Annotated in this window: 26 protein-coding genes and 1 riboswitch; of the genes, 17 read left to right on the top strand and 9 right to left on the bottom strand. The window is 58.7% G+C overall.

Annotated elements, in window-relative coordinates; genetic code table 11:
- Window positions 1–30 precede the first annotated feature (30 nt).
- From purF to FE702_RS02135, 6 genes are all read left to right on the top strand, one after another.
- The gene (gene purF / locus FE702_RS02160; protein WP_255449555.1) at window positions 31–1,524 is read left to right on the top strand and encodes an amidophosphoribosyltransferase; all 1,494 of its coding nucleotides are present in this window, start codon (window positions 31–33) and stop codon (window positions 1,522–1,524) included.
- A gap of 137 nt (window positions 1,525–1,661) precedes the next feature.
- Window positions 1,662–1,919, top strand: coding sequence for a hypothetical protein (locus tag FE702_RS02155; protein ID WP_147124573.1), 258 nt, complete (start codon window positions 1,662–1,664; stop codon window positions 1,917–1,919).
- Between the two features lie 31 nt (window positions 1,920–1,950).
- Window positions 1,951–2,592, top strand: a complete 642-nt coding sequence (locus tag FE702_RS02150) for an SDR family NAD(P)-dependent oxidoreductase (RefSeq protein WP_147124572.1) — start codon at window positions 1,951–1,953, stop codon at window positions 2,590–2,592.
- Window positions 2,593–2,682: 90 nt separating this feature from the next.
- The gene (gene surE, locus FE702_RS02145; protein ID WP_147124571.1) at window positions 2,683–3,468 is read left to right on the top strand and encodes a 5'/3'-nucleotidase SurE; all 786 of its coding nucleotides are present in this window, start codon (window positions 2,683–2,685) and stop codon (window positions 3,466–3,468) included.
- Between the two features lie 26 nt (window positions 3,469–3,494).
- Window positions 3,495–4,136 (top strand): protein-L-isoaspartate(D-aspartate) O-methyltransferase, encoded by a 642-nt coding sequence (locus tag FE702_RS02140; RefSeq protein ID WP_147124570.1) that lies wholly within the window; start codon window positions 3,495–3,497, stop codon window positions 4,134–4,136.
- 64 nt (window positions 4,137–4,200) lie between these two features.
- On the top strand, window positions 4,201–5,370 hold the full coding sequence (locus FE702_RS02135) for a LysM peptidoglycan-binding domain-containing M23 family metallopeptidase (RefSeq protein WP_147124569.1): 1,170 nt from the start codon (window positions 4,201–4,203) through the stop codon (window positions 5,368–5,370).
- Here the strand turns inward: FE702_RS02135 and FE702_RS02130 are convergent.
- From FE702_RS02130 to FE702_RS02115, 4 genes are read right to left on the bottom strand one after another with little or no spacing between them, the layout of a single operon-like run.
- On the bottom strand, window positions 5,367–6,212 hold the full coding sequence (locus tag FE702_RS02130; RefSeq protein WP_147124568.1) for an ATP-binding protein: 846 nt from the start codon (window positions 6,210–6,212) through the stop codon (window positions 5,367–5,369). The genes FE702_RS02135 and FE702_RS02130 overlap by 4 nt on opposite strands.
- On the bottom strand, window positions 6,202–7,080 hold the full coding sequence (gene tatC / locus FE702_RS02125; RefSeq protein ID WP_147124567.1) for a twin-arginine translocase subunit TatC: 879 nt from the start codon (window positions 7,078–7,080) through the stop codon (window positions 6,202–6,204). The genes FE702_RS02130 and tatC overlap by 11 nt, the downstream gene beginning before the upstream one ends.
- A complete protein-coding gene (gene tatB / locus FE702_RS02120) occupies window positions 7,077–7,556 on the bottom strand; it encodes a Sec-independent protein translocase protein TatB (RefSeq protein ID WP_147124566.1) in 480 nt (159 codons plus the stop codon). The genes tatC and tatB overlap by 4 nt, the downstream gene beginning before the upstream one ends.
- A gap of 12 nt (window positions 7,557–7,568) precedes the next feature.
- Window positions 7,569–7,799, bottom strand: coding sequence for a twin-arginine translocase TatA/TatE family subunit (locus FE702_RS02115; RefSeq protein WP_147124824.1), 231 nt, complete (start codon window positions 7,797–7,799; stop codon window positions 7,569–7,571).
- A gap of 246 nt (window positions 7,800–8,045) precedes the next feature.
- Between FE702_RS02115 and FE702_RS02110 the strand changes: the two genes are divergently transcribed.
- Window positions 8,046–8,372: a hypothetical protein gene (locus FE702_RS02110; RefSeq protein WP_147124565.1), complete on the top strand. Its 327-nt coding sequence runs from the start codon at window positions 8,046–8,048 to the stop codon at window positions 8,370–8,372.
- 27 nt (window positions 8,373–8,399) lie between these two features.
- Window positions 8,400–9,077 carry a helix-turn-helix transcriptional regulator gene (locus tag FE702_RS02105; protein WP_147124564.1) on the top strand — a complete coding sequence of 226 codons (678 nt, stop codon included), beginning with the start codon at window positions 8,400–8,402 and terminating at the stop codon, window positions 9,075–9,077.
- Here FE702_RS02105 and FE702_RS02100 read toward each other — a convergent pair.
- The 4 genes from FE702_RS02100 to FE702_RS02085 form a co-directional block, all read right to left on the bottom strand.
- Window positions 9,074–10,153 carry an ABC transporter ATP-binding protein gene (locus FE702_RS02100; RefSeq protein WP_147124563.1) on the bottom strand — a complete coding sequence of 360 codons (1,080 nt, stop codon included), beginning with the start codon at window positions 10,151–10,153 and terminating at the stop codon, window positions 9,074–9,076. The two genes, FE702_RS02105 and FE702_RS02100, sit on opposite strands and share 4 nt — an antisense overlap.
- A 66-nt stretch (window positions 10,154–10,219) precedes the next feature.
- Window positions 10,220–11,260, bottom strand: coding sequence for a methyltransferase domain-containing protein (locus FE702_RS02095; protein ID WP_147124562.1), 1,041 nt, complete (start codon window positions 11,258–11,260; stop codon window positions 10,220–10,222).
- 90 nt (window positions 11,261–11,350) lie between these two features.
- The gene (locus FE702_RS02090) at window positions 11,351–12,472 is read right to left on the bottom strand and encodes a DNA alkylation repair protein (RefSeq protein WP_255449554.1); all 1,122 of its coding nucleotides are present in this window, start codon (window positions 12,470–12,472) and stop codon (window positions 11,351–11,353) included.
- A gap of 77 nt (window positions 12,473–12,549) precedes the next feature.
- Complete coding sequence (locus FE702_RS02085) at window positions 12,550–13,326, bottom strand: SDR family oxidoreductase (RefSeq protein ID WP_147124560.1); 777 nt, start codon at window positions 13,324–13,326, stop codon at window positions 12,550–12,552.
- Window positions 13,327–13,483: 157 nt separating this feature from the next.
- Here FE702_RS02085 and FE702_RS02080 point away from each other — a divergent pair, with 157 nt between their 5' ends.
- From FE702_RS02080 to FE702_RS02040, 9 genes are all read left to right on the top strand, one after another.
- The gene (locus FE702_RS02080) at window positions 13,484–14,509 is read left to right on the top strand and encodes a Hint domain-containing protein (RefSeq protein WP_147124559.1); all 1,026 of its coding nucleotides are present in this window, start codon (window positions 13,484–13,486) and stop codon (window positions 14,507–14,509) included.
- A 137-nt stretch (window positions 14,510–14,646) separates the two neighbouring features.
- Window positions 14,647–14,795: riboswitch (FMN riboswitch) on the top strand.
- A 74-nt stretch (window positions 14,796–14,869) separates the two neighbouring features.
- Window positions 14,870–15,304 (top strand): 6,7-dimethyl-8-ribityllumazine synthase, encoded by a 435-nt coding sequence (locus FE702_RS02075; protein WP_147124558.1) that lies wholly within the window; start codon window positions 14,870–14,872, stop codon window positions 15,302–15,304.
- Between the two features lie 573 nt (window positions 15,305–15,877).
- The gene (locus FE702_RS02070; RefSeq protein ID WP_147124557.1) at window positions 15,878–17,215 is read left to right on the top strand and encodes an ABC1 kinase family protein; all 1,338 of its coding nucleotides are present in this window, start codon (window positions 15,878–15,880) and stop codon (window positions 17,213–17,215) included.
- Entirely contained in the window at window positions 17,208–18,053 is an 846-nt protein-coding gene (locus tag FE702_RS02065) for a methyltransferase family protein (protein WP_147124556.1), read from the top strand. The genes FE702_RS02070 and FE702_RS02065 overlap by 8 nt, the downstream gene beginning before the upstream one ends.
- Window positions 18,031–18,744, top strand: coding sequence for a bifunctional 2-polyprenyl-6-hydroxyphenol methylase/3-demethylubiquinol 3-O-methyltransferase UbiG (gene ubiG / locus FE702_RS02060; protein ID WP_147124555.1), 714 nt, complete (start codon window positions 18,031–18,033; stop codon window positions 18,742–18,744). The genes FE702_RS02065 and ubiG overlap by 23 nt, the downstream gene beginning before the upstream one ends.
- 79 nt (window positions 18,745–18,823) lie before the next feature.
- Entirely contained in the window at window positions 18,824–20,422 is a 1,599-nt protein-coding gene (locus FE702_RS02055; protein ID WP_147124554.1) for a peptide chain release factor 3, read from the top strand.
- Window positions 20,419–21,183 carry a hypothetical protein gene (locus FE702_RS02050; RefSeq protein ID WP_147124553.1) on the top strand — a complete coding sequence of 255 codons (765 nt, stop codon included), beginning with the start codon at window positions 20,419–20,421 and terminating at the stop codon, window positions 21,181–21,183. Before FE702_RS02055 ends, FE702_RS02050 begins: the two co-directional genes overlap by 4 nt.
- 90 nt (window positions 21,184–21,273) lie before the next feature.
- Window positions 21,274–22,800: a hypothetical protein gene (locus FE702_RS02045; RefSeq protein ID WP_147124552.1), complete on the top strand. Its 1,527-nt coding sequence runs from the start codon at window positions 21,274–21,276 to the stop codon at window positions 22,798–22,800.
- Window positions 22,801–22,959: 159 nt separating this feature from the next.
- Entirely contained in the window at window positions 22,960–24,366 is a 1,407-nt protein-coding gene (locus tag FE702_RS02040; protein WP_147124551.1) for a DEAD/DEAH box helicase, read from the top strand.
- 20 nt (window positions 24,367–24,386) lie between these two features.
- Here FE702_RS02040 and FE702_RS02035 read toward each other — a convergent pair whose 3' ends face one another.
- Entirely contained in the window at window positions 24,387–26,000 is a 1,614-nt protein-coding gene (locus tag FE702_RS02035; RefSeq protein ID WP_147124823.1) for a ribonuclease J, read from the bottom strand.
- Between the last annotated feature and the right edge of the window lie 13 nt (window positions 26,001–26,013).

Genomic DNA, 26,013 nt, shown 5'->3' with positions numbered 1-26,013 from the left:
CCCTGACCCGGATTCGCGAGGCCCTGACAGGTGACCGACCAGCTGCCCCAAGCAGACGCAGAAGCGTCATGGTACTCAACCCCATTTGATGACGACAAATTGCATGAAGAATGCGGTGTGTTCGGCATTCAAGGTGTGCATGACGCTGCGAACTTTGTTGCCCTTGGCTTGCATGCGCTGCAACATCGGGGGCAAGAGGCCGGTGGCATCGTCACCCATGATCCCGTCCACGGCTTCAACTCGGTCCGCCGGTTTGGCTATGTCCGGGACCAGTTCACCTCTCAGGCAATCATGGATCAACTCCCCGGCCCCATTGGGATCGGGCATGTGCGCTATTCGACCGCCGGGTCCAAAGGCAACACGGCCATTCGTGACGTGCAGCCGTTCTTCGGCGAATTTTCCATGGGCGGCGCGGCAATCGCCCATAACGGCAACATTACCAATGCCGTGCAGTTGCGTCGGGAACTGATCGAGCGCGGCTCGATCTTTCAGTCGTCGTCTGACAGTGAATGCATCATCCACCTGATGGCGCGGTCCCTGCAAAAATCCATCCCCGACCGGATGGAAGACGCGTTGCGCCGCGTCGAAGGCGCATTTTCGGTCGTGGCCATGACACGCACGAAACTCATAGGTGTGCGCGACCCATTGGGTGTGCGCCCGCTTGTCCTTGGACGCTTTGGCGATGGGCATGTTCTGGCGTCTGAAACCTGTGCGCTGGATATCATCGGTGCCGAGTTCATTCGCGAAGTGCATCCCGGTGAGATGGTTGTGATCACCGACACGGGCATAGACTCCCGCTACCCGTTCCGTCCACAACGCCCAAGATCCTGCATCTTTGAACACGTCTATTTTAGTCGCCCCGACAGCATCCTTGGCGGACGCAGCGTCTATGAAACACGCGAGGCCATCGGGCGTGAGCTGGCGCGCGAAGCCCCGGTTGATGCCGATCTTGTTTGCCCCGTGCCGGACAGCGGCACCCCGGCAGCCATCGGCTTCGCGGCTGCCTCTGGCATCCCCTACGGCATGGGCATCATTCGCAACAGCTACATGGGTCGGACCTTCATCGAACCGTCCGAACATATCCGCAATATGGGTGTGCGCCTGAAACTGAACGTGAACCGCGCTCTCATTCAGGGAAAACGCGTGATCCTTGTTGACGACTCGGTCGTGCGCGGCACCACCTCGCGCAAGATCAAGGACATGATCCTCGACGCTGGCGCCGCCGAAGTGCATTTCCGGATCGCTTCTCCGCCAACCGCATGGCCCTGCTTCTACGGTGTCGACACACCGCAGCGCGAAAAACTCCTCGCCGCCACCATGAGCGAGGACGAGATGCGCGACCACCTGAAGGTCGACAGCCTCAAGTTCATCAGCCTGCAAGGCCTCTACCGCGCGGTTGGCGAAGCCGAAGGGCGTGATCCCGAGCATCCTCAATACTGCGACGCCTGCTTTAGCGGGGAATACCCGGTGATCCCAACCGATCAGATTGAGGCCGGGTTCGAGATGAAGACCGCCGCCGAATAGGCATTGGGCCGCTTTCCAAACAGCGCATCGGCATCGTTTTGCCGAGCGCAATAAGGACTATGCGCCCCGGCTTTAACTCCGTACGCCCCTGCCATATCTGCTGCGCTGCAGTGCAATAAATCCTCTCATAGGACCACATGACCCAAGACCTCACGGTTGGCGCAGCGGGCAAACATGCCACGCTGGATGCCGATATTGATTTGTCCAAGACCATGCTTCTCGGCACCAGCGGTGGCGCGTCCCAGATGCGCGCGCTGATCCGGCTCGGAGGCGGTGAAATCGTCTCGAAATCCGTGGGCGACGACCTCAAAGGGCATCCCATTGTCGCCATCGATCCGGGCAAGGTGATCCTGAACATCGACGGAACCGCGACCGCGCTGGTTGGTCCCTCTTGACGGGGCGCGCCGCCCGAGCCAAACCGCGCCCATGACTGACCTTCCCGTTGCCCTGATCACCGGTGCTTCTCGCGGCCTTGGCGCGGCCTTGGCCGAAGCGCTTGCGCCGACCCATCACATCATCGCCGTCGCGCGGACCGTCGGCGCGCTCGAAGAGTTGGATGACCGGATCAAGGCGGCAGGAGGTCAGGCCACGCTGGCGCCGATGGACATCACCAAACCCGAGGCCATGCAGCAGCTATGCCGTTCGGTCCACGAACGCTGGGGCGGCATTGCCATGTGGCTACACACGGCCATTCACGCGGCACCCCTCGCGCCGACCAGCCACATCAATGAAAAGGACTGGAGCAAATCGCTCCAGATCAACGCCGAAGCGACACAACGCCTGATCGCCTACGTCGCTCCGCTTTTGGGCACAACGGGCCAAGCGATCTTTTTCGATGATCCAGCGGCGCTGGAAAAATTCCACGGCACCTATGGCGCATCCAAAGTGGCCCAGATCACCTTGGCCCGCGCTTGGGCTGCTGAGACCGTAAAAACCGGCCCCAAAGTCTCGATCCTGACCCCAGCACCCATGCCGACCGCCTTGCGAGCCCGCTTCCATCCCGGCGAGGACCGGACACGCCTCCATGATCCCAAATCAGAAGCCGCTCGACTGATCGCGCAACTCTGATCCTTCTATGTTTCAAAAAAACTCCCGCCGGAGGCATTCCGACACTTGGAATTCTTGCCGAGGCTGGGGTTTGCCGATACGCACGCCATCATGCGTATTCTCATTACAAACGACGACGGCATCAATGCGCCCGGCCTTCAGGCGCTTCTTGCCATAGCTGATGATCTGACGACCGAGGACAAGATCCACGTCGTCGCGCCCGCCTTCGAGCAATCGGGCGTGGGCCATTGCATCAGCTACACGCGCCCGCTCATGGTGTCCTATTTGCCATCAGGGCGTGTTGCGGTCGACGGCTCGCCTGCCGACTGCGTGATCGCGGGCCTCTATGAGGTCCTCAATGACACCAAGCCCGATCTGATCCTTTCCGGCGTGAACCGGGGCAACAACTCTGCTGAGAACACGCTCTATTCAGGCACCATCGGGGCCACGATCGAAGGCGCGCTTCAGCGCATACCTTCGATTGCCCTGTCTCAGTACTATGGCCCTGAGAACGTCACTCTTGAGGACCCATTCGAAGCCGCCCGTAGCCACGGGGCCGCGACGGTCCGCAAAATCCTGGAGGCCGGTTTCGACAACGACGCGCCCTACGGTCTGTTCTATAACGTGAACTTTCCACCGGTGCCTGCCGCCGACGTGAAAGGCACGCGTGTCGTGCCCCAAGGTGTGCGCCCGGGCGTGCATTTCTCGGCCAAGACCACTCAGGCTCCCAACGGTCGCAACTACCTCTGGATTGGCGGCGGCGATCAACGCACACCCACGGCGCCTGACACCGATGGTGCGGCAAATCTGGATGGCTATATCTCGGTCACACCGATGCGTGCGGACCTGACAGCGCATGATCAACTGGCGCATGTGGCACAGGCTTTCAAAGACTAAGCGGCACACAGGTTAGACGCAGGGCCATGGACAGCATCGCTGAACGCAAAATGCAGTTTCTCTATCAGCTCCGATCCAAGGGGGTGATGGACAAGGCTGTGCTGACGGCCATGGAACGCATCGACAGGGGACCATTTGTCAAAGGCCTGTTTGCCGAACGCGCCTACGAAGACACGCCTTTGCCCATCGCCTGCGGGCAAACCATCAGCCAGCCCTCAGTGGTCGGCTTGATGACACAGGCGCTCAAGGTCGAACCGCGCAATAAGGTGCTCGAGGTCGGCACAGGCTCTGGTTATCAAGCCGCGATCCTCAGCCAACTGGCCCGCCGGGTCTATACGGTTGACCGGCACCGCCGCCTCGTGCGCGAAGCGCGGCTGATTTTCGAAGAGATGGATCTCTCCAATATCACCACGATTACGGGCGACGGATCGTTTGGTCTGCCGGACCAGGCTCCCTTTGACCGGATCATCGTGACAGCCGCAGCCGAAGACCCCCCCGGCCCCCTCTTGGCGCAACTCAAGGTTGGCGGTATTATGATCGTGCCGGTTGGTCAGTCTGACACGGTGCAAAGTCTGATCCGGGTGACCCGCACTGAAACGGGCCTTGATTACGACGAACTGCGCCCGGTCCGATTTGTCCCGCTGGTCGAAGGGCTTGGCGACAGCTAGGCCTGTTACCAGGTACACACGATCCCGGAAAACGGGACGCAGCAGTTATGAATGAGGTAGACCCGTGCCAGTGACTCGGAAAATCGGCGTGGCCGCCGTTGCTTTGTTGGCGCTTTCGGCCTGTGAAGGCGTCGATATCGACCTTCGCGACCAGCTTGGTGCAGGAGCCGCCGACACCACGTCAGCCGCCCAACGTGCCACTGCGCCCCGCCCCGAGGCAGATGATCGCGGCATCATCTCTTACCCAAATTATCAGGTCGTCGTTGCACGACGGAATGACACTGTTGCAAGCGTCGCAGAGCGGCTCGGTCTCACACCCGCAGAACTGGCACGGTTCAACGGACTGACACCGGATACGACCCTGCGGCGCGGCGAAATCCTCGCTCTGCCCGGTCGTGTTGCAGAGCCGGTTGCCCCGCGCACAGACATCACGGACCTCGCCGCAGGCGCGATTGAGCGGGCTCCCGCCGATGCGATCCGCCCTGCCGAAGTGGCGGCGACGGCCCTGCCGTCTGGTCCAGAACCGATCCGCCATCAGGTCGAACGTGGTGAAACCGCCTTTTCGATCTCTCGCCTCTATGGCGTGCCGGTCCGTTCGCTGGCAGAATGGAACAGCCTTCCGGCTGACCTCTCGGTCCGCGAAGGTCAGTATCTCTTGATCCCGGTCGCCACGGCAGACACAGCCGCTGATGTGACCGAACCGGGCCAAGGTACGGCGACGCCGACACCGCCAAGTTCCACGCGCGCACAGCCCGCCGAAGATACGTCTCTGTCTGATCAGGCACCGCAGGTCACAGAGACCGCCACACAGCCCGAAGCACAGGATGTGGGTCTCACCACACCTGACGTCGGACAAACCACGCAAACCGCCGCGAAGTCAGACTTTCGTCTGCCGGTTCAAGGTTCGATCATCCGCGCCTATCAAAAGGGCCGAAACGAAGGGATCGACATCGGCGCGCCCGCTGGCACGAATGTCGGGGCCGCAGGTGCTGGCTCGGTGGTTGCCGTTCAGCGCAACGCCAACAACGAACCGGTGCTCGTCATCCGGCACGATGGTCAGTTGATGACGGTCTACACCCAGATTTCCGATGTAACGGTCAAAGTTGGTGACCGGGTTTCGCGCGGTCAGACCATCGGCAAAGTCGCCGCAGGTAGCCCGAGCTTTGTTCATTTCGAGTTCCGCAGCGCCGAAGACCTCGAAAGTATCAACCCAAGCGTTTACCTGAATATTTAGCGCAGGCTGATGCCGCGACGCCCTGCTAGGTCGGTAAAGTACTGCCACGCGACCCGGCCCGACCGGGACCCACGCGTCGCCTGCCACTCGATGGCCTCGGCGCGCAACGTGTCGTCGTCGATCTCGACCCCGTGCGCGTCGCAATAGCCCCGGATCATCGCGAGGTATTCATCCTGATCACAGGGGTGGAAGCCCAGCCACAGCCCAAAGCGGTCTGACAGGCTGACTTTCTCTTCCACAGCCTCAGCCGGGTTGATGGCTGTTGACCGCTCATTCTCGATCATGTCGCGCGGCATCAGGTGGCGACGGTTCGAGGTGGCATAAAGGATTACATTGTCCGGACGCCCTTCGATTCCGCCATCAAGAACGGCCTTTAAGCTCTTGTAATGTTGATCATCATGGGAAAACGAAAGATCATCGCAGAACAAGATAAACTGCTCCTGCGCGACGCGCAGCAGGTCCAACAAACGCCCAATCGACGGTAGGTCCTCGCGCTGAACCTCAACGATTTTCAGCGTGTGTCCTTCGCTCACGACGGTCACATGGACCGCCTTCACGAGCGAAGATTTCCCCATCCCCCGGCTGCCCCAGAGCAGGGCATTGTTGGCGGGCAGGCCCTTGGCAAATTGGCGGGTATTTTCCAGAAGTGTGTTTCTCGACCGATCAATGCCGACAAGCAAACCCAGATCGACCCGGGACACACGTGGTACGGGCCGCAATTCGTCTGGCTCCGCATGCCACAAAAACGCGTCTGCGCTTGCGTAATCGGGGGCTGCGGCAGGCGCCGGAGCCATGCGCTCCAACGCCTCTGCGATCCGCTCCAACGGGTCCTTACTTGGCATCGCTGGCATCTTCGGCAGCGCCGTCGCCATCAATGTCTTCGTCCCAAAGACCTTGCGCCTTCAGATCGGCTTCCCGCTTGCGGTCAATGCGCGCAACAAGCTGGATCGACACCTCATACAGGCCATAAACCGCCACGAACAGGATGACCTGCGTGATGATATCCGGCGGCGTCACAATCCCGGCCAGGATCAGGATGGCCACGACGGCATATTTGCGAACGGCAGCAAGTCCTTTGGCATTCACCAACCCGGCTTTGCCCAAAAGCGTCAGCAGCACTGGCAACTGGAAACACAGGCCGAAGGCCATGATGAAGGTGATGGTCAGCGACAGGTACTCTGCAACCGAGCCTTGGAAGGCGATACCAGCCGTACCGCCATCAACCTCAGACCCCACAGCGGCGCCTGTATCTGGCGCAATCTGTTGAAAGTTCAGGAAGAAGTCGAAGGCCAGCGGAATAACGACGTAGAACGCAAACGACGCACCCAGCGCGAACATAAAGGGGGACGCGATCAGGAATGGCAGAAACGCCCCCCGCTCTGATTTGTACAAACCGGGAGCAACGAACCGCCAGAGCTGATAGCTGATCACTGGAAATGCGAGAGCGAAGCCGCCCATCAACGAAATTCGGATGGCGACAAAGAAGCCTTCCTGCAGCTTGATCAGGATAAGCCCGCATTCCTGCCCACGTTCGGCCAAGGCCTGACAGATCGGCGTGGTCAGGTAATTGAAGATCGGGTTCCAAACTGCAAAGCAGATGAAGATCGCGATCACAAATGCAATCGCCGACCGGATCAGGCGCGTGCGCAGTTCCGCCAGGTGCTCGATCAGCGGGGCCTGGGTGTCTTCTAGTTCGTCAGTCTGGGTCATGCCTGTTTGGTATCCTCGGCAGGCGCATCCGCAACGGTTTCAGGATCAGGCTCTGGTTCGGCCTCAAGCTCTGCGGCATCGGCTGCAATCGCCGCCGCGCGCTTTGCATCTTCCTTGGCCTTGGTAGCTTCCTGAATTTTACGGGCCGCTTCCGCGCGCTCTTGCGCCAGCTTCGCAGTTTCAGGCCCCATGGCCCTGGCCTGCTTACCCGGCTCCCACTTGTCGAACTGGTCAGCCGCGTCCTTCAATGAATCCATGCCAAAGTTGCGCGGATTGTTTAGGCCTTTCAGGTCCTTGGCAATGTCGCTTGCGCCAGTGGCATCCGCCGCCTCGTTCATCGCCTGGCTGAATTCACGCGCCATGCGTTTGATCTTGGCAGTCATCTTGCCCAGCGCCTGAAACATCACTGGCAGGTCCTTGGGACCTACAACGATCAGCGCAACCATGCCGATCAGCAGAAGCTCGGTCCAACCCATCCGACAGGTGCCTTACGCTTTGTCTTTTTCGTCTTCTGGCGTCACATCGCGAGCCGCTTCGGCGTCTGCTGCTTCCAGCTCTTCCTTGCCCTCTTGCACGCCTTTCTTAAAGCTCGTGATGCCTTTGCCAACTTCGCCCATCAGCGAGCTGATCTTGCCACGGCCAAAGAGGACAAGAACAACAACGGCAATCAGCAGCCAGCCAACTGGCGGGATGTTGGTTACGAAAAGCGGTGTCATCATCAGTGCGGTCATTTCCGGGGTCTCCGTCATTATGCGCCACCTGACTGTTCGGCGGGCGCCCATGTGCATGTCAGGGGTGACTGATACGCCGACAAGCCCCCTGTGGAAAGCGCTGCAGGTGCAAAAACACCTGCATTTCAGGCTCTCGATGCGCTTTCTTTGACAAAAACCTGTCAACTGACAGGTTCATGTCAGGACGCCCTCGATAAACCCTTCTGCGAACGCTTGAAAAGAGGAGAATCACACATGCGTCCCACTACCGAACACACCCCCAAAACCGTCGCCGAAATCGTGTCCTTTCATCTCAAAGACGGTGTCGATGTCGAAACCTTTCAGGACGCCGCCGACAAAACAGCCGAAGCCGTGCGCGCGTTTGGCGGCTGTCTTGGCCGCCACCTGACCTGCGCAGCAGATGGGCTTTGGACCGACATCGTGATTTGGAAGGACATGGATACGGCCTTGAAAGCGGCCGAAACAGTTGTGCAAGACCCGGCCTTCGCGCCATTCGGTTCGATGATTGACCCAACCACCGTCTCAATGCGGCACTCTGAAGTCGTCTGGCAGATGGACTAACCCCGATGAAAAGGCTCTAACGGCCACATGCGCCGCACAGACCGCCTTTTTGACCTGATCCAGATCCTGCGCGACGGGCGCCTGCACCGTGCGCAGGACATGGCCGACAAACTCGAGGTTTCGGTCAGGACGATCTACCGCGATATGGAAACGCTGGCCGCCTCCGGCATCCCGGTCGAGGGGGAACGTGGCGTCGGCTACATGATCACCGCTGCGATCACCCTGCCCCCGCTGAACCTGACCACGACAGAGCTCGAAGCGTTGCATCTTGGGATGGCCGTGGTCGGAGAAGCCGCAGACGAAGAACTTCAACGCGCGGCAAAATCCCTATCCGCCAAGATCGACGCCGTCCTACCCGAGGATCGCACAGCCCCGCCGACCGGCTTTGGCTTTGCCGTCTACCCATTCAAAGACGCCGCCAAGGGGTTTCAGCACATGCCCGGTCTGCGCGGCGCTATTCGCGCCCGTCAAAAGGTCGAGATCACCTATCGGTCGCTCGACAATGAAACCTCGACCCGTGTGATCCGCCCCTTGCAGCTTGAATACTGGGGGCGCGTCTGGACGGTGACCGCGTGGTGCGAAAGCAAGGCTGATTTCAGGGTCTTTCGCGTTGACCGGATAGAAGCCCAACGCGCCCTGCCCGCCACCTTTGTCGAAGAAGGAGGCAAAACGCTCGCCGATTACCTTGCGCGCATCGATAGCTAACGCCGGAAGATTTTACAGTGCCTGCGTGGACAGGTCAGATAGAAGCCGGTCCCGGCCTTTGGCAGAAACACACCCGGCACCGACGCGGTAATGGACGGTCCATCATCCAACAGAAAATCGACAAGCGACTGCTGCCCAAGAAAGCGTGACCGCACAACACGGGCGTGGGCGGCTTGACCTTCGGCCTCTGTCGGTCGCGGGGCCTGACCTGGCCGATCAAAATCAATGTGGACGTGTTGCGGGCGGATCGCGATGTCGACCCTGCTGCCGTCTGCGACACCCGGAGCCAGGAACTTTCCAAATGGGGTGTCCGCCAATGCGCCCTCAACATTCGCTTCGATTACATTGATATCGCTAAAGAAACGTGCCGCCTGCAGATCGGCAGGGGTATTGTAAATCGTATAGGGCGACCCCTGCTGCACCACACGCCCGTCACGCATCAGCGCGATCACATCGCCCATGCGCATCGCTTCAACCGGGTCATGGGTCACCATCAAGACGGCCGTCCCTTCATCGGTCAAAAGCTTCAGTGTCTCGTCCCGGACTGCATCACGCAGCCGCTCATCCAGCCCGCTGAAAGGTTCGTCCATCAACATGACCTTGGGCTGCGGCGCAATCGCGCGCGCCAGCGCAACACGCTGTTGTTCGCCACCAGACAGCTGGTGCGGATACTTCTGGTCATAGCCATGCAGCCCGACCCGCGCCAATAGATCGGCAACGCGCTCTTGCTTTTCACCGCGCGCACAGGTCAGCCCATAGGCGACATTGGCGGCAACCGTCAGATGCGGGAACAGGGCAAAGTCCTGAAACATCAGACCAACAGCGCGCTTTTCAGGTGGCAGGCGATAGATCGTGTCGCAGACCAGATCCCCATCCACGAGAATGCGCCCACTATCCTGCTTTTCCACGCCTGCAATGATGCGCAACGTTGTGGACTTACCACAACCAGATGGCCCCAAGAGGCACATCACCTGCCCCGGATAAATCTGAAACGACACATCCCGCACCGCCGGTATGTCTCCAAACTGGCGGATCAGGTTTTGCACTTCGAGACGGGGCGTGTCTGAGACGTCCATAGGGCGGCGGTCACTCCTGACGAAAACGCTCAGGCTCTAACAGGCCAGCCCCGCTACATCAACAGCCTAGCAACAGGATGCGTCCGCCACTTCCGCTTCAAATGGGCTTCCCTCACCGCAGCCCTCAAAGATGCCGTAATGCGTGTCGAAATTTCCAATGAACTCAAAATGCTCGCGCAGGCGCGTGTCGTGCAGCATGGCCCATGTATTGCCACAGACGGGGAACACTTTGCCCGCCTCAATCACATGATGACCATCCAGACGGAACACCTTCTCGCTGTTCTTGATCGTGCCTTTGTAGATCACGGCCTGCCCATAATCCTCACAGGATCGCTCAAGCCCCTCCAGTTTCCACAAACGATAGGTGGCTGAAGTGAACTTGATCGGGCTCACCTTCTCTTCCAGCTTGGGGTTCTCGATCGTCAGCGGACGATGCTCCACGAGACGCGGATCATCAAACCCAGCCCGCCGCGCAAATGTTTCAAAGTCATTCCAGTAGAGAGCACCAGACAAGCATTCACCATAAAGAACCTCATCTTTCGCCAGTGCCTCAGGGATACGGCGGTCGGCATACACGTCGCTGAAATACATCTCACCGCCAGGTTTCAGCAGGTTGTAGACACCGCGCAGCACGGCCTCCTTGTCCTGCGCCAGGTTGATGACGCAGTTCGAGACGATCACGTCAAAAGACCCCGGTTCCAGCGGAAGCTTGTCCAGTTCTTCGATATACCCCTTATGGAAAGCCGTATTCACGCGGCTCAACCCGAAGGCGTCACGGTGGAACTCCTGATGCGCGCGAGCGACATCCAGTTGTTCGTCCGTCATATCGACACCGACAACCTCACCAGTATCACCGACCATCGCTGACAAGGCATAGACATCACGCCCCGCCCCACAGCCCAGATCCAGAATTCGCGCGCCTTCCAACGAATCTGGCGCAATCAGGCCACAGCCATAATAGCGCATCAGCACGTCGTCATGGACCTTCGACAGCACCCCTTTCAGCCATTCAGGCATTTCAGCGGGGGTGCAACAGGCGTTGGTCTGCAAATCTGCCGATGATTGCAGGACCTTACCGTAGTAGTCCTGAACGACTTCGTGCTTCATCTTTGGTGTCTCCCGATGCGTTGCGAAAGGCCTAACGACTGCCCTCTCGTCGCGCAATCCGTCCAATTGGCTGTCACAGGCTTGTGACGTTCAGCGCAACGTGAATGTGGCTTCTGCTTTGACAACGCCATTGACGTGGACCGTCACCTTTTGCGTTCCGGGATAAAGCGTGAAGGTCGTGGCGTTGCCCTTAAACCGATGCCGTTTGGTCAAGGTGACCGGCGCTTTCGGGGTTACACTCGTATCCTTGATCTTGAAAACCTTGGGCGCAGTGGTGCCATTGGCCTTCAGGAAATGCATGGCGTAATCGACAATAACCGGACTGTCTTCGGTTGCCTCCAGAGTGAAGGTAATCTCCATGACATCGCCAATCGCCGGGTCCTCGGGTGTTAATGTCAATCCGGTGACCGAGACCGCCGCGTTAGAGCGATAACCTAAATGCGCCATCGCCCGCGCATGTCCGTCCTTGATCAGCGTGCGCAGCGCATGGCGCTCCATCCATGCCAGTTCCTTGGGTGTCTGCTGCGCTGCGTCTCGCCATTTGGCGAGATATGTCAGCACGACATCCGGAGCGATTTTTGCAATGTCATTGAGATGATTGGCCACCGAGCGCGTCACGAACCGCGTGGGGTCGGCATGCAAGGCATCAAGGAATTCCAGCGGCACCAGAGGGTCCAGGCTGATGGCCTTGGCCCAAGGCAGCTTCGGACGCGTTCCTTCGCTCACCAATCGCCGCACGTGATAATTCTCGTCTCGCGCCCAGACCCGCAACCGCTCCAGAGTCTCCTCTGGCCAGCGGTTCAGGAATGGCCGGATATAGAATTCCATCGAAAAGCGCTGGGTCGCCACATGAAGCAAATCCAGCGCCCGCTCGCGGTGATCCTCCAACCCATGCCGCACCGCCAGGATCCCCGGCACGGCATGGATAAACCGGCCAAAATCATCGTCCCGCAGTGTCGGGTCCAGCGGCGCGGGCATTGCGGCCTCAAGCTGATCGGCCATGCTTGGAAAGTCACGCGCCAACTGTCCTTCCAGACAATCGGCAATCCACTCCAGCCGCTCCATCAATTCGCGGCCTTGCAAGCCCGCACAGACCTCGGCGTGAAAGGTATCTCGGTCAAAGCCCGGCAAAACCGAGAATTCATCTGCCAAATCACCGATACTCTCGGGATTAAACAAATGATCTTTCAGCGAAAACCGCTCTTCAGCCACGCGAATTGATCCTTCTATGTTTCAAAAACACTCGCGCCGCAGGCATGGCCGGAGCGGCCATACCCCGGAGCCACGGATCAAATCGTTGCGACAGTCGCTCCACCATCGAGCAGCAGGTTCTGGCCCACGATGAAGCCGGCGTGCTGTGAACACAGGAAGGCACAGGCCTGACCGAATTCCTCTGCAGTCCCATAGCGGCGCGCAGGGATTGTAGCCTCTCGCGCGGCGCGGGCTTCGTCCAACGTGATACCTTGCGCCTGCGTGACCCCCGTATCCAGCGCCACAGCGCGGTCGGTGGCGTGAATACCCGGCAAGATGTTGTTGATCGTGACGCCAAAGGGCGCAACCTGACGGGCCGTGCCAGCGACATAGCCAGTCAAACCGGTTCGCGCGGCATTCGACAGCCCAAGTTGCGGAATCGGCGCCTTGACCGACTGGCTCGTGATGTTGACGACGCGGCCCCAGCCACGATCCATCATCCCCGGCAAAGCGGCCTTCATCAAAGCAATTGGCGTCAGCATGTTGGCATCCAGTGCCGAGATAAAATCATCCCGGCCCCAATCTGACCACAGGCCCGGTGGCGGACCGCCTGCATTGGTCACAAGGATATCCAGATTGCCGGCCGCCTCCAGAACCTGTGCCTGCCCGTCTTCGGTGGTCACATCACAGGCCACCGTCGTCACCGACACGCCCGTCTTGCGCAAATCTTCAGCTGTCGCCTCAAGCGCCTCTGCCCCGCGACTGTTGATCACAAGATCGACCCCAGCCTCCGCCAGCGCCATCGCGCACCCGCGCCCGAGCCCTTTCGACGACGCACAGACGAGTGCGCGTTTGCCCTTGATTCCCAAATCCATGAGGTGTCTCCCTTTGTTCCAAATAGGGCTACCACCGGCCTGCGCCCCCGGCAACGCCACAGACTTGCCGCAACTCCGGCTCACGAACTCCTCAGTCGACCTTTAACGAAGAATCGAACAGGTTATATTTTAATGAGTTAGCGAATATATGAATGCCATGTCTGATGCCGCCCGCATAACAGATCGCGCACAGGATCGCGCGCTTCAGGCGCTCCCCGTTTATCGGGCGCAGGACTTTTCCGTGACATCCGGGGTCTGCTTTGGCGACGAACTCAGCTTTGCTTCCGAGCTGGTCCTTGATGATGTCTACGAACTGACCAAAAACGCAGAGCCACACGTTCTCGCGACGACATCCAAAGGCAAACACCTTGAGGTCGCGCCGAATTCCGACGTGGGTGCCATGGGGGCCAGGATCGTCATCGACAGTGTCATCACACTGATGTCGCCAGACAGCCGCATTGTCGAAGCACTGGTTTTGGTGGAATTGGATGATGGCGATGTGGCTGACATTTATCTTCTCCCGCTCGCCGCGATGGAACCGACTGTCGATTACACACTTGTCGGCGTCGACACGAACAATCCGCGCCGCCGCTTGGCCGAAATTGCCTGCGTCGCGTTCACACGCGGGACGCATATCACCATGGCCTCCGGCGCACAGGTCCGCATTGAGGATCTCAAAGTTGGCGACAGGGTTCTGACACGCGACGACGGCCCACAGGAAATCCGCTGGATCGGTCAAAACACCCGCCGCGCAGTCGGCGACTTTGCCCCCGTCCTGATCCGCAAAGGCGTGCTGAATAACGAAAACGACCTTGTCGTCTCAGCTGACCATCGCCTCTTTATCTACCAACGCGACGACGCCATCGGCGCAGGCCGCTCAGAGGTTTTGGTCAAGGTCCGGCATCTGATCAATGGCGACGGGATCGTCCGGCTGGAGGGTGGGCATGTGGATTATTTCCAACTGCTCTTCGACAACCATCAGATCATCTATGCCGAAGGCATTGCCGCTGAAAGTCTGCTGGTCGACCCCCGCACCCGCCCCGCCCTACCCAAGGAGGTGGACGAGGCGCTTTCTCAATCGCTTCCGGGGCACGAAGGCGCACAGCATTTGGGATACGAAGTGTCAGAGGGCCTCTTGAACGAAGACGCCGCAGCAAAGCTGAAACGCGCGAGCACGCGGTAAAGCGGCCAACTTCCGCGCCCATTTGTCTCTCAAGTGCGGTCATTTTGACTAACGAAGTCAATCGGCATTCAAGCGTGCGTTGGTGTCTTGACCAAGTAGATCAATCCTATATCAATCCACAGCGGCCCGTCGGGTCGCATCGTTCTCAGGGCGGGGTGAAATTCCCCACCGGCGGTAAGAAACACTGTTTCAAGCCCGCGAGCGCCTCCGTCATTTGGTGGAGGGTCCAGCAGATCAGGTGAAACTCCTGAGCCGACGGTCATAGTCCGGATGAAAGAGAACGTGCAAACGCCCGGCGGCTGGCCGGGTGTACTGCATGTGATCGCCTTGGGTGACGTGTCGCTGAATAAGGAGATCACTATGACACACACCCAATACGCCTTCATCAAAGCTGGCTGGCACGCAGACATCGTGGACAAAGCGCTTGAAGGTTTCACTCAGAAAATTCCCAAGGATAACGTCGATGTCTTCGACGTTCCAGGCGCGTTTGAAATGCCGTTGCTGGCTCGCGATCTCGCGTCATCAGGCCGCTATCGGGCCGTGATTGCCGCGGCTTTTGTGGTGGATGGCGGAATTTACCGCCACGATTTCGTTGCGCAGGCTGTCGTCAATGGCCTCATGCAGGCCGGTCTGGACAGCGGCGTTCCGGTCTTGTCGGTGTCATTGACCCCACACCAGTACCAAGACACCGATCACCATAACGCGATCTACCGCGCGCATTTTGTGGAAAAGGGCAAAGAGGCAGCAGAGGCAGCGCTGAAACTGGAAAGGCTCAAGACATCCTTGGCTGCATAAAAGGTTTCGGCGGCAGACATGCCGCCGACGAACTGTTTATCGCTCTTGAGCATATGCGCGGAAGGAGCAGTCGTATCGCAGCTTGGATACCGCCTCAGCTCTCTAACACGTGTTGGCAATAGAGCTGCATCAGCTGACCAAAGTGGTCATGGCTCTCAAGGTCAATCGGCTCTATCCCCTTGGCTTTTATGACCGTGCGAAGGAACTCTATCGGAGATAGACCTTCGTTCGCCTTTAGGCTCTCTTGAACTTTAGGCGGCCGGCAATACCCCAAGTCCCGACAGGCCGCGTCCAAGAAACGTTGGCGTCGCGTTGTATCCGTTGTCATGTTGCTCAAAGCTCAACCTCAGACCGTGTTAATCGTCCGCGCTGGCGACCGGCTAGCGAGTGTGGCCCAGCAAAACCGTGTAACTTTAGCGTGCCGCTCGGCTCAATTGCCCAACCCGGCACGCTGTCCCCAGCTATCAGTAATCGTCAGATACGACTAAGAAAGAACCCCGCGCCCAACTGCCCCACTCGAATTGACGCCCCGCACCTATGCTCCATTTGGCGACACTCACCAAGAGGTCGCCCATGTCAAAACCCACAGCCACCCCTAGCGCCGTCGCAGTGCCCTCGGGACGTGCCACCCGTGCCACCCGCATCGGGGGCATGGCAGCGGGCATCGCGGGGAATATGGCGCTCGGCGCGCTCGGTGAGCTGTCGCGCGGTCAGCGGCCTCGGTCGCGGGATCTGCTGCTGACACCGCGCAATATCTCGAAAATCGCTGATGAGCTGGCGCGGATGCGCGGGGCGGCGATGAAGATCGGGCAGCTGATGTCGATGGACACGGGCGATGTGCTTCCGCCGGAACTGGCGAATATCATGGCTCGTCTGCGCGCAGATGCGGATTTCATGCCACCAAAACAGTTGAAACAGGTGCTGACCGCCGAATGGGGTGCGGATTGGATGCGGCGGTTCAAGCGGTTTGATACCCGCCCAATCGCGGCAGCATCAATCGGGCAGGTGCATCGCGCGCAAACCCGCGACGGGCGTGATCTGGCGATCAAGGTGCAATACCCCGGCATAGCGCGCAGCATCGACAGCGACGTTTCCAATGTCGGCGCCCTCATCCGGATGTCCGGCCTAATCCCCAAGGGCTTTGAACTTGCCCCCTATCTGGATGAGGCGCGCCGCCAACTGCATGAAGAGGCGGATTATGCGCAAGAGGCCCGTTACCTGAGCGCTTTCCACGATCTGCTGGGCGACGATCCATCCTTTGTCATGCCAAGTTTCGAAGCCGACCTGACCACGCCCACGATCCTTGCGATGGGATATGTCCCCAGTTCCCCGATTGAGGCCGCTGAACAAGAGCCACAAGAGGTCCGCGACCGGATCGGGCACGACCTGCTCCGTCTGGTTCTGCGGGAACTCTTCGAATTCGGCCTGATGCAGACAGACCCGAACTTTGCCAACTATCGCTATGATGCGGAGGCAGGGAAAATCGTGTTGCTCGACTTTGGCGCGACGCGGGCATTCGGCAAAGCAATTCAGCGCGACTATGCCGATCTAATGATCGCAGGCCTTGATCAGGATGCCGACCAGCTGGCGATCTGTGTACAGCGGATCGGGTTTATCGCACCTGACACTGCTCCAAGGCATCAGGAACAAATCCTTGCCATGATCGGTTTCATCTTCGCCGCGTTACGCGAGGAACCGATGTTCGATTTCGCCAAAACAGACCTGACCAAACGGTTGAATGACATGGGCCAAGCCCTTGCTGCGGAAGGTTTTATTCCGCCTCCTTTGCCGATGGACGCGCTCTACCTGCAGCGAAAATTTGCGGGCATGTTCCTGCTTTTGACGCGGCTGTGTTCGCGCTTGCCGGTAGAACAGATGATCCGCGATCAGATTGGAGCTATGCATGACTGATCGCCCAGACACACCATTTTATCGCCTCCTCGACCTTGCTCTGGGCAGTTTGCGCCCGCCGCCTGGTCGCCGCCGCATCATCATCGCCTTGATCTATGGGATCATTTGCCACGTGTTTTTTGCGCTTGCCGTGGGCGCCATGATCCTTGCCATGTTCTTTGGCATGTCGCGCAGTTTCGGCAACGTGCCTTATCCATGGGCGTGGGCGGCCAACCTGCTCTTGGTCCTTCAATTCCCGATTGTTCATTCCATCCTGCTCACCAAACGCGGCCGGGGATGGATGACCAAGCTTGCTCCGGTAGGCACAGGGCAGACACTTGGCGTAACCACCTACGCCATCATCGCCTCGATACAACTCTTTGCGCTCTTCGCGTTTTGGTCGCCGACCGGCACCATCTGGTGGGAGGCGACAGGCTGGGCTTTCTGGGCCATGTGCGCCGCTTACACAACGTCTTGGCTCCTGTTGATCTGGGCCAGTTACTCTGCCGGAGCCGAGGTGCAATCGGGTGCTCTGGGATGGATGTCTCTTATCCAAGACAAAAAACCCAAATTCCCAGACATGCCGACAGATGGACTTTTTGCCATCATGCGGCAGCCGATTTACCTGTCTTTTGCACTGACCACCTGGACTGTTCCGGTCTGGACCCCTGATCAACTATTTCTGGCCAGCGTCCTGACGGGTTACTGCCTCACCGCGCCCATTCTGAAAGAGCGTCGTTTCAAAAAGATCTACGGCGACCGGTTTGAAGACTATCAAAACAGCGTCCCCTATATGATCCCGAGCCTGTCCCGGCTCATGAAGGAAAGTAACGAGAATGGCTCAAGCCCAACGAAATGATCTGACCATCTATGACAGCCACGCTGATCAGTGGTGGTCCGACGACATCAAATGGGTCCGCACGTTGAAAAACATGGTGCCGGGGCGCCTGTCATGGTTCGACAGGCATGTGAACTGGGCGGACAAAGCGGTGCTCGACCTCGGCTGCGCGGGCGGTTTCATGGCCGAGGCGCTTGCCCAACGCGGCGCATCCGTCACTGGCATCGACCCCGCAGCACAAGCCATCGCCGCCGCACAGGATCACGCGGCCGAAAGCGGTCTGTCCATTCAATACGACGTTGGCGTCGGCGAGGCCCTACCCTATGACAACGCATCGTTTGACATTGTTGTCTGCGTCGATGTGCTGGAACACGTGCAAAGCCTTCGTGACGTGTGCAAAGAGGTCACCCGGGTTTTGAAACCCGGCGGTGTGTTCCTGTTCGACACGATCAATCGGAACCCGATCTCGAAACTCGCTACGATCACAATGGCAGAAAACGTCCTGCGACTGCTGCCAAAAGGCACACATGACCCAGACATGTTCATCAAACCCGATGAGTTGCGCGGCGCCCTAATGGATGCGGGGATGACGGTCGGGAATTTCACAGGACTTGGCCCACGCGGCATCAACCGGCGGCTCGATTTTACCTTTGGTCCTCTCCCGCTGACGACGATCATCTACATGGGAACCGCGCGCAAACCACCCGCGTGATGTGCGTTTGCGTATACATGGGATGTGCTTCGGATGTGTATGGATTGTGCATCGCCCAAAAACCGCCTACCTCACGCCCATGCTAGACAATCGCCCGACCCTGCCCCCTGAGATCGCCCGCCGCCGCACCTTTGCGATTATCTCGCACCCCGACGCGGGCAAGACGACGTTGACCGAGAAATTCCTACTGTATGGCGGCGCCATCCAGATGGCTGGTCAGGTGCGCGCCAAGGGCGAGGCACGGCGCACGCGGTCGGACTTCATGCAGATGGAAAAGGATCGGGGTATCTCGGTCAGCGCATCGGCAATGTCGTTTGATTACAATGATTTCCGGTTCAACCTTGTTGATACCCCGGGTCACTCCGACTTCTCGGAAGACACCTATCGCACGCTGACCGCTGTGGACGCGGCCGTCATGGTCATCGACGGGGCCAAGGGCGTCGAGAGCCAGACGCAGAAGCTTTTCGAGGTGTGTCGCCTCCGCGACCTGCCGATCCTGACCTTCTGTAACAAGATGGACCGCGAGAGCCGCGATACGTTTGAAATCATCGATGAAATTCAGGAAAACCTCGCCATCGATGTGACGCCAGCCGCGTGGCCAATCGGACGCGGGCGCGACTTCATCGGCACTTACGATCTGCTGCGTGATCGCCTGTTGCTTATGGATCGCGCGGACCGGAACACGGTGGCGGAAACGCTGGAAATCAACGGGCTCGATGACCCCAAGCTGGCCGAGCACGTCCCCGCTGACCTGCTGGAGGTTTTCCTGGAAGAGATCGAAATGGCGCGCGAATTGCTGCCGCCTATGGACCATCAGGCATTGCTGGACGGCACTCTGACACCGATCTGGTTCGGCTCTGCGATCAATTCATTTGGGGTCAAGGAATTGATGGACGGCATCGGCCAATACGGGCCAGAGCCACAGCCGCAGCGCGCTGATCCACGTCAAATTTCCCCAGAGGAAACAAAGGTTTCCGGCTTTGTCTTCAAAGTGCAGGCGAACATGGATCCAAAACACCGCGACCGCGTGGCGTTCGTGCGTATGGCGTCTGGCCACTTCAAACGTGGTATGAAGCTGACCCATGTACGCACCAAAAAACCGATGGCCGTTTCGAACCCTGTTCTCTTCCTCGCCTCTGACCGCGAATTGGCGGAAGAGGCGTGGGCGGGTGACATCATCGGCATTCCGAACCACGGGCAACTGCGGATTGGCGACACGTTGACCGAAGGCGAAGCACTTCGCGTCACCGGCATCCCAAGCTTTGCGCCGGAACTGTTGCAAGGTGTGCGGGCGGGCGATCCTTTGAAGGCCAAGCACCTTGAAAAGGCGTTGATGCAATTCGCCGAAGAAGGCGCCGCCAAGGTGTTCAAGCCGATGATCGGCTCAGGCTTTATCGTCGGCGTGGTTGGGCAACTTCAGTTCGAGGTTCTCGGCAGCAGGATCGAGATGGAATACGGTCTGCCCGTCCGGTTTGAGGCGTCTCAATTCACCTCGGCCCGCTGGGTGCAGGGGGCCAAGGACAAAATCGACGCGTTCTCAAACACCAACAAACAGCACATGGCGCTGGATCATGACGGCGATCCGGTATTCCTGACGCGGCTTCAATGGGATATTGATCGGGTGGTAAGGGATTACCCCGATCTGACTTTGACAGCCTCGAAAGAGATGATGGTGTGACAACGCCCACAGAGCCACCTTACGAAGAAGAAACCTACAAAGGCGGCCTGGCCTACCTTCGCCGCAAATACGCCACGCGACTGTTCCCCTTCAAAGGTGTGGAGGAGTTTCTTCCTGCTCCGGACTGTGATTTCACTCCGCTGCAAGAGCAGACCGTCGTGATCGAAAAGGACCTGCCGCGCCCGCCAAATCAGACCATGGCGCGCAAGGTTTATGACATCTCGCCCGAGTTTGAGGGCCAGCCCGAAATGCATTTGCTGCACGCAATGCTGATCGCCATTTCGCGGCACAACGACCCGCCACAAGAGGCTTTGAACCTGTTCTTTCGCATGTGGGAGGAAGAGCACGTCTGGATGATGGAGACGCTGAATTCGCGGTGGAAGATCTCTGCGCTCAAGACCTTTGCAGATCATGGCAAGACCGACGTCGACCGGAACGCCGCATCAATGCTCGTGATCCTGATATCGATGATGCAGCTTTATGAAAGCGAGCGGCTGTGGAGCGGCAAACGCCCGATCCAGCTGTTCAATTGGCACAAGCGGCGTCAACAAAAGGTGGTTCTGGGTCTGAACCCCTACCCGGTGCGCTCCGGCGATATGGAGCGCAACCTGCTGATGTGGATTTGGGAAACCGCCGACAAGACGAGCCCCGACCTCAAGCCGCTCTGCATCCACTTGCTCACACTGATCAATCGCGACCGCCGGACGCTGTTCCGCCGGATCCGCAGGCACAAGCTCGACCTCGGCGAGACCGACATCTAGTTAATCGGGTGTCTGTGCCGCCCCGCACATACATAGGTTGAAAAGGCCAGAAGAGTGTCACCCATTGGTAATACTCAGAAGGCAAGATCAATGACCCCCATTTCCAATTTGACCCGTCGCGCTGCGGCCTTGGCGACATTAGCGCTGTGCGCCGCCGGCCCGGTTTTTGCGGGTGGCCATGCAAACACGCATGAGACGCTGTTTCCTCAGGACTTCAAGAACACCTGCGGTGTCGATGCAGCCACGCTGCAGGATTGGTTCGGAGGGGTTGCGCCGTCGCAGAACGGGTTTGTCGTTCCGGCTAACAGTGTAACCTTTGACGACAGCACAAATTGCAATTTCTACAAATGGGGCGCGCAGATGTTTCTGTGGCTAACCAGCCCCACCAATCAGGGCCCGGTGATCTTTAACAGTCCGGTCTTCTTTGACGCCACCTATACAGGCGAGCTGGACGACGAGGGCTTTGCCACGTTCAACCTGACCCGCAATGCAAATCCAGATGACCTGCCCACGTCTCTCCGTTCAGTCAAATCCGAAGATCCTGCGATTGACGAGATTGGTCAGGCGGACAGCTATGTCCTCGTCACGCCGAAAAACGACACAGCCTATTTCGGGGTCCATGTGAACGATGTCTATGCAGCGTTCGCTCAGATGCACCTCGATGCCAAATCGCAGCCCGGTTATTTCGATGAAGCGCCGCTTCTGGCGACCAATTTTCCGACAACACAATCCGAATTGGATTTCATCACGACCCAATCCCTGCCAGCAGGCGAGTCGTTCCCGGATGGAGATGCCCTGACGATGGAGCTGAAGACCGCATGGGTCGCGGCGAGCGATGTGGAGCATCCAGAGAACTACATCACCATCACGGGTATGGTTCCCGAGATCGAAAAGAACGCGGACAACACCCAGTGGTCGCTGACCGGCACGCCGGAACCAAAGGAACTCGCCTTGGTCGGGATGCACGTGGTCGGAAGCGCAAAGGGTCATCCCGAAATGATCTGGGCGAGCTTTGAACATGTCTCAAACGCGCCGGACCTGCCCTATTACTACCAATCGACCAGTGCCCCCGCACCAACCTTGTTCACACCTGGTACAGACGGCGACTGGACACTGTTTACCGGAGATACTGTCCCCGCCACCGTCGTGCCGACAGCACAGTACAAGGCGGCAGATGGGTCCTCGACGGGCGGAGCGATCAACGCCTTGGGCAATGATACGATTGAGTTTGTTCCCGTGGCCCGTCTCAACCCGTGGGGTTTCAAGCCGCAAAGCACCAGCGCAGCGGATGACGCAACCGATCTTTTGTCTCTAAACAACACGGTGATGACCGCATTGGCGGCGCAGGACGACGTGCGTGCCTATTACTATCAGATCGGGTCAATCTGGACCGGGGGTAACATCCCGACCAGCGCGACCGACAATATCAAAGGCGGCGATCGGCTGGCCAACACGACCATGGAAACGTTCCACCAGTTCCCTGATGGCAACACCATTCCGGGCGCAGGCAAGAACGCCTTTCAGGCTCAAAACTGCTTCTTCTGCCACAGCTCAAGCGCGGATAACGGCTTGGGGACAAGCCACGTCTTTGGCGACGTGGCCAACGTCAGCGATTGATCGCCTGACACCATAGCAACACCGGTGTCGCGGCCACCCGTCGCGACACCACAGAAATTGACCAATCGCGTAACCTGATGTAAGCAGCGCCCAATCGCAGGGCGCGTTGGAAGTTGCGTCCTTTTTCCCAGCGGTCCGATGCCGCCTGAATGGACGTACATGACAAAATTCACAGACCTGAAACTGGACCCCAAGGTCCTGAAAGCCATCGCCGACGCCGGCTATGAAACCCCCACCCCGATCCAGGCTGGTGCCATTCCGCCCGCTTTGGAAGGCAAAGACGTTCTGGGCATCGCCCAAACCGGCACAGGCAAAACAGCCAGCTTTACGTTGCCGATGATCACGCTTTTGGGACGCGGACGCGCACGGGCGCGGATGCCACGGTCTCTTGTCTTGGCCCCGACCCGCGAATTGGCGGCACAGGTGGCTGAAAACTTTGATGCATACACCAAGTATCACAAGCTGACGAAGGCTCTGCTCATCGGCGGCGTGAGCTTTAAGGAACAGGAGGCCCTGATCGACCGGGGTGTGGATGTCCTTATTGCGACGCCCGGTCGTCTGCTGGACCACTTTGAACGCGGTAAACTGTTGCTGACCGGCGTTCAGATCATGGTCGTGGACGAAGCCGACCGGATGCTCGATATGGGCTTTATCCCGGATATCGAACGCATCTTTAGCCTGACACCGTTTACGCGCCAAACGCTGTTCTTCTCGGCCACCATGGCCCCTGAGATCGAGCGTATTACCAATACCTTCCTCAGCGCCCCCGCGCGTGTCGAGGTTGCGCGCGCGGCAACGACGAACAAGAATATCACCCAAGGCGTGGTCATGTTCAAAGCCTCGCGCAAGGACCGCGAAGGCTCTGAAAAACGGAAACTTCTGCGCGCTTTGATCGACAAAGAGGGTGACGCTTGCAAGAACGCCATCATTTTTTGCAACCGCAAGACCGATGTCGACATCACCGCCAAGTCATTGAAAAAATATGGATATGACGCGGCGGCGATCCACGGCGATCTGGATCAGTCCCAGCGCATGAAAACGCTCGACGGGTTCCGCGATGGCACGTTGCGCCTTCTGGTCGCGTCAGACGTTGCGGCACGCGGGCTGGATATCCCGGCTGTTAGCCACGTTTTTAACTTCGACGTCCCAAGCCATGCAGAGGACTACGTCCACCGCATCGGCCGCACAGGCCGTGCAGGTCGCTCGGGCACCGCGATGATGATTTGCGTGCCGCGTGACGAAAAGAACCTTGGCGACATTGAGCGTTTGGTGAAGGAAGAAATTCCACGCCTCGACAATCCAATGCCTGCCAAGGCGCCCAGCAAGTCGCGCAAATCAAGCGACGAAGCGACAGAGGCCAAGGCCGACGAACCAAAAACAGAGTCCAAGCCTAAGACCACCGAAGCCGCCGAGCCTGCCGAAGAGAAATCATCGCACCGTGACCGTGGTCCACGCAAATCCTCGCGTGGGCGTTCGCAACGGGATGATGGCAACAAGGTGATTGGTCTTGGGGATCACCTTCCCAGTTTTATCGCCAAAAGCTTTGAGGAACGGCTGGCAAGCTGACGCCAGCCGCTCCGGCAATCTCAGCTCAATCGACTAACGACAACGGTGACTTCCGGTTTCTTGCCGATTTCACTCTGGGTGGTGTTGCGCGTGATCCGACGCAATTCCGTCTCGAGCCGGTCGTCATCCATCAAAGTCTTGGTGCCGGCGCGCATCAGGAACTGGTTCAAATCCTCTTCCAGAACATCGACAAGCGGCGCGTTTGACGCACCCGTTTCGGCCAGCCCCATGACTTCGCACCATGGTTCACCTACAGGCTCGTCTTCGTCCATGATGACCGAGACCATCACATGCCCGTTCAACGCCATGCGCATGCGGTCTCGGATGACGCCGTCCATCGCGCCAACTTTGACCGACCCATCCAGATAGGTGCGACCCGTTTCAAAGTATTCGACGATCCGCGGCGCGTTGCCTGACAGGTCCACCATGGAGCCGTTCACGGCAACCACATTGGCGATGCCTTTTTGATCGGCCAGCTTGGCGTGTTCGCGCAGGTGGCGGTGTTCCCCATGGCAGGGGACCAATATCTGAGGCTTCAGAATGTCGTGCATCCGCTCAAGGTCGGGGCGGTTCGCGTGGCCAGAAACGTGGTAATGCCCACCGCTATTCTCATCCACAACGTCAACGCCCATTTCGCTGAATTGGTTGATCACACGGATCACGCCACGTTCGTTGCCGGGAATGGTCTTGGACGAAAACAGGAAGGTGTCGCCCTCTTTCATCGTGATCCCGCGATACTTGCCATTGGCCAGCTGAGCGGAGGCCGCGCGACGTTCACCTTGGCTTCCGGTCACGATCAGCATCAGATTTTCACGCGGAATATCCAGCGCGTCGTCGGAACTGACGACTTTGGGAAAATCGTCCAGCACACCTGTTTCTATCCCGGCCTCGATCATCCGACGCATGGCACGCCCCAAAAGGCAAATTGACCGCCCAGCCCGCTCGCCCGCCTCTGCAAGGGTTTTCACCCGCGCAATGTTAGACGCAAAGGTTGTCGCCACGACCATCCCTTTTGCCTCTGACACCAGTTCGGTGATCGCGGGGCCAACGGTGGCCTCTGAGCGTCCGGGGTTTGGCGAATGCACATTGGTGGAGTCGCAGACATAGGCCCGGATGCCACCCGAGGCGATTTCGGCCCACATATCCGGGTCAAAGGGCTCGCCCACGCCCGGTGTTTCATCCAGCTTGAAGTCGCCAGAATGCACGACCCGACCAGCGGGCGTCTCGATAAGCAGAGCTGCGCTCTCTGGAATGGAATGCGAAACCGGCACGAAAGACACCTTCATGTTCCCCAAGGTGACGGCTTCAGGGTATTTCGACACCGTGGTCACGGCTTCGGGCCCAATCCCGTATTCGTCCAGCTTGCGCCGTGCGATATTCGCCGTAAAGGCGCGGGCATAAATCGGCACGCCCAGACGTTCAAACAAATGCCCTACCGCGCCGACGTGGTCTTCGTGCGCATGGGTGATGAACAGCCCGTCAATGCGCTCGCGACGTTCCTCAAGCCATGAAATGTCCGGGAGGATCAGGTCAACGCCGGGTGTGCCGTCCATGTCTGGAAACGTCACGCCAAGATCCACAATGATCAGGCGCTCTTTGTCAGCCGGACCATATCCATAGACATAGCAATTCATGCCAACTTCCCCT

This window comes from Shimia ponticola (assembly GCF_007995215.1).
GTDB lineage: Bacteria > Pseudomonadota > Alphaproteobacteria > Rhodobacterales > Rhodobacteraceae > Shimia_B > Shimia_B ponticola.
The sequence above is the reverse complement of the archived record's forward strand: the minus strand, read 5'-3'. Positions and strand labels throughout refer to the sequence as shown.

Bases quoted from the DNA above. Each gene is read 5' to 3' on its own strand.
- FE702_RS02155 (WP_147124573.1), top strand. From the start codon at position 1,662: ATGACCCAAGACCTCACGGTTGGCGCAGCGGGCAAACATGCCACGCTG.
- FE702_RS02150 (WP_147124572.1), top strand. From the start codon at position 1,951: ATGACTGACCTTCCCGTTGCCCTGATCACCGGTGCTTCTCGCGGCCTT.
- surE (WP_147124571.1), top strand. From the start codon at position 2,683: ATGCGTATTCTCATTACAAACGACGACGGCATCAATGCGCCCGGCCTT.
- FE702_RS02140 (WP_147124570.1), top strand. From the start codon at position 3,495: ATGGACAGCATCGCTGAACGCAAAATGCAGTTTCTCTATCAGCTCCGA.
- FE702_RS02130 (WP_147124568.1), bottom strand. From the start codon at position 6,212: ATGCCAAGTAAGGACCCGTTGGAGCGGATCGCAGAGGCGTTGGAGCGC.
- tatC (WP_147124567.1), bottom strand. From the start codon at position 7,080: ATGACCCAGACTGACGAACTAGAAGACACCCAGGCCCCGCTGATCGAG.
- tatB (WP_147124566.1), bottom strand. From the start codon at position 7,556: ATGGGTTGGACCGAGCTTCTGCTGATCGGCATGGTTGCGCTGATCGTT.
- FE702_RS02115 (WP_147124824.1), bottom strand. From the start codon at position 7,799: ATGATGACACCGCTTTTCGTAACCAACATCCCGCCAGTTGGCTGGCTG.
- FE702_RS02110 (WP_147124565.1), top strand. From the start codon at position 8,046: ATGCGTCCCACTACCGAACACACCCCCAAAACCGTCGCCGAAATCGTG.
- FE702_RS02105 (WP_147124564.1), top strand. From the start codon at position 8,400: ATGCGCCGCACAGACCGCCTTTTTGACCTGATCCAGATCCTGCGCGAC.
- FE702_RS02100 (WP_147124563.1), bottom strand. From the start codon at position 10,153: ATGGACGTCTCAGACACGCCCCGTCTCGAAGTGCAAAACCTGATCCGC.
- FE702_RS02095 (WP_147124562.1), bottom strand. From the start codon at position 11,260: ATGAAGCACGAAGTCGTTCAGGACTACTACGGTAAGGTCCTGCAATCA.
- FE702_RS02085 (WP_147124560.1), bottom strand. From the start codon at position 13,326: ATGGATTTGGGAATCAAGGGCAAACGCGCACTCGTCTGTGCGTCGTCG.
- FE702_RS02080 (WP_147124559.1), top strand. From the start codon at position 13,484: ATGTCTGATGCCGCCCGCATAACAGATCGCGCACAGGATCGCGCGCTT.
- FE702_RS02075 (WP_147124558.1), top strand. From the start codon at position 14,870: ATGACACACACCCAATACGCCTTCATCAAAGCTGGCTGGCACGCAGAC.
- FE702_RS02070 (WP_147124557.1), top strand. From the start codon at position 15,878: ATGTCAAAACCCACAGCCACCCCTAGCGCCGTCGCAGTGCCCTCGGGA.
- FE702_RS02065 (WP_147124556.1), top strand. From the start codon at position 17,208: ATGACTGATCGCCCAGACACACCATTTTATCGCCTCCTCGACCTTGCT.
- ubiG (WP_147124555.1), top strand. From the start codon at position 18,031: ATGGCTCAAGCCCAACGAAATGATCTGACCATCTATGACAGCCACGCT.
- FE702_RS02055 (WP_147124554.1), top strand. From the start codon at position 18,824: ATGCTAGACAATCGCCCGACCCTGCCCCCTGAGATCGCCCGCCGCCGC.
- FE702_RS02045 (WP_147124552.1), top strand. From the start codon at position 21,274: ATGACCCCCATTTCCAATTTGACCCGTCGCGCTGCGGCCTTGGCGACA.
- FE702_RS02040 (WP_147124551.1), top strand. From the start codon at position 22,960: ATGACAAAATTCACAGACCTGAAACTGGACCCCAAGGTCCTGAAAGCC.
- FE702_RS02035 (WP_147124823.1), bottom strand. From the start codon at position 26,000: ATGAATTGCTATGTCTATGGATATGGTCCGGCTGACAAAGAGCGCCTG.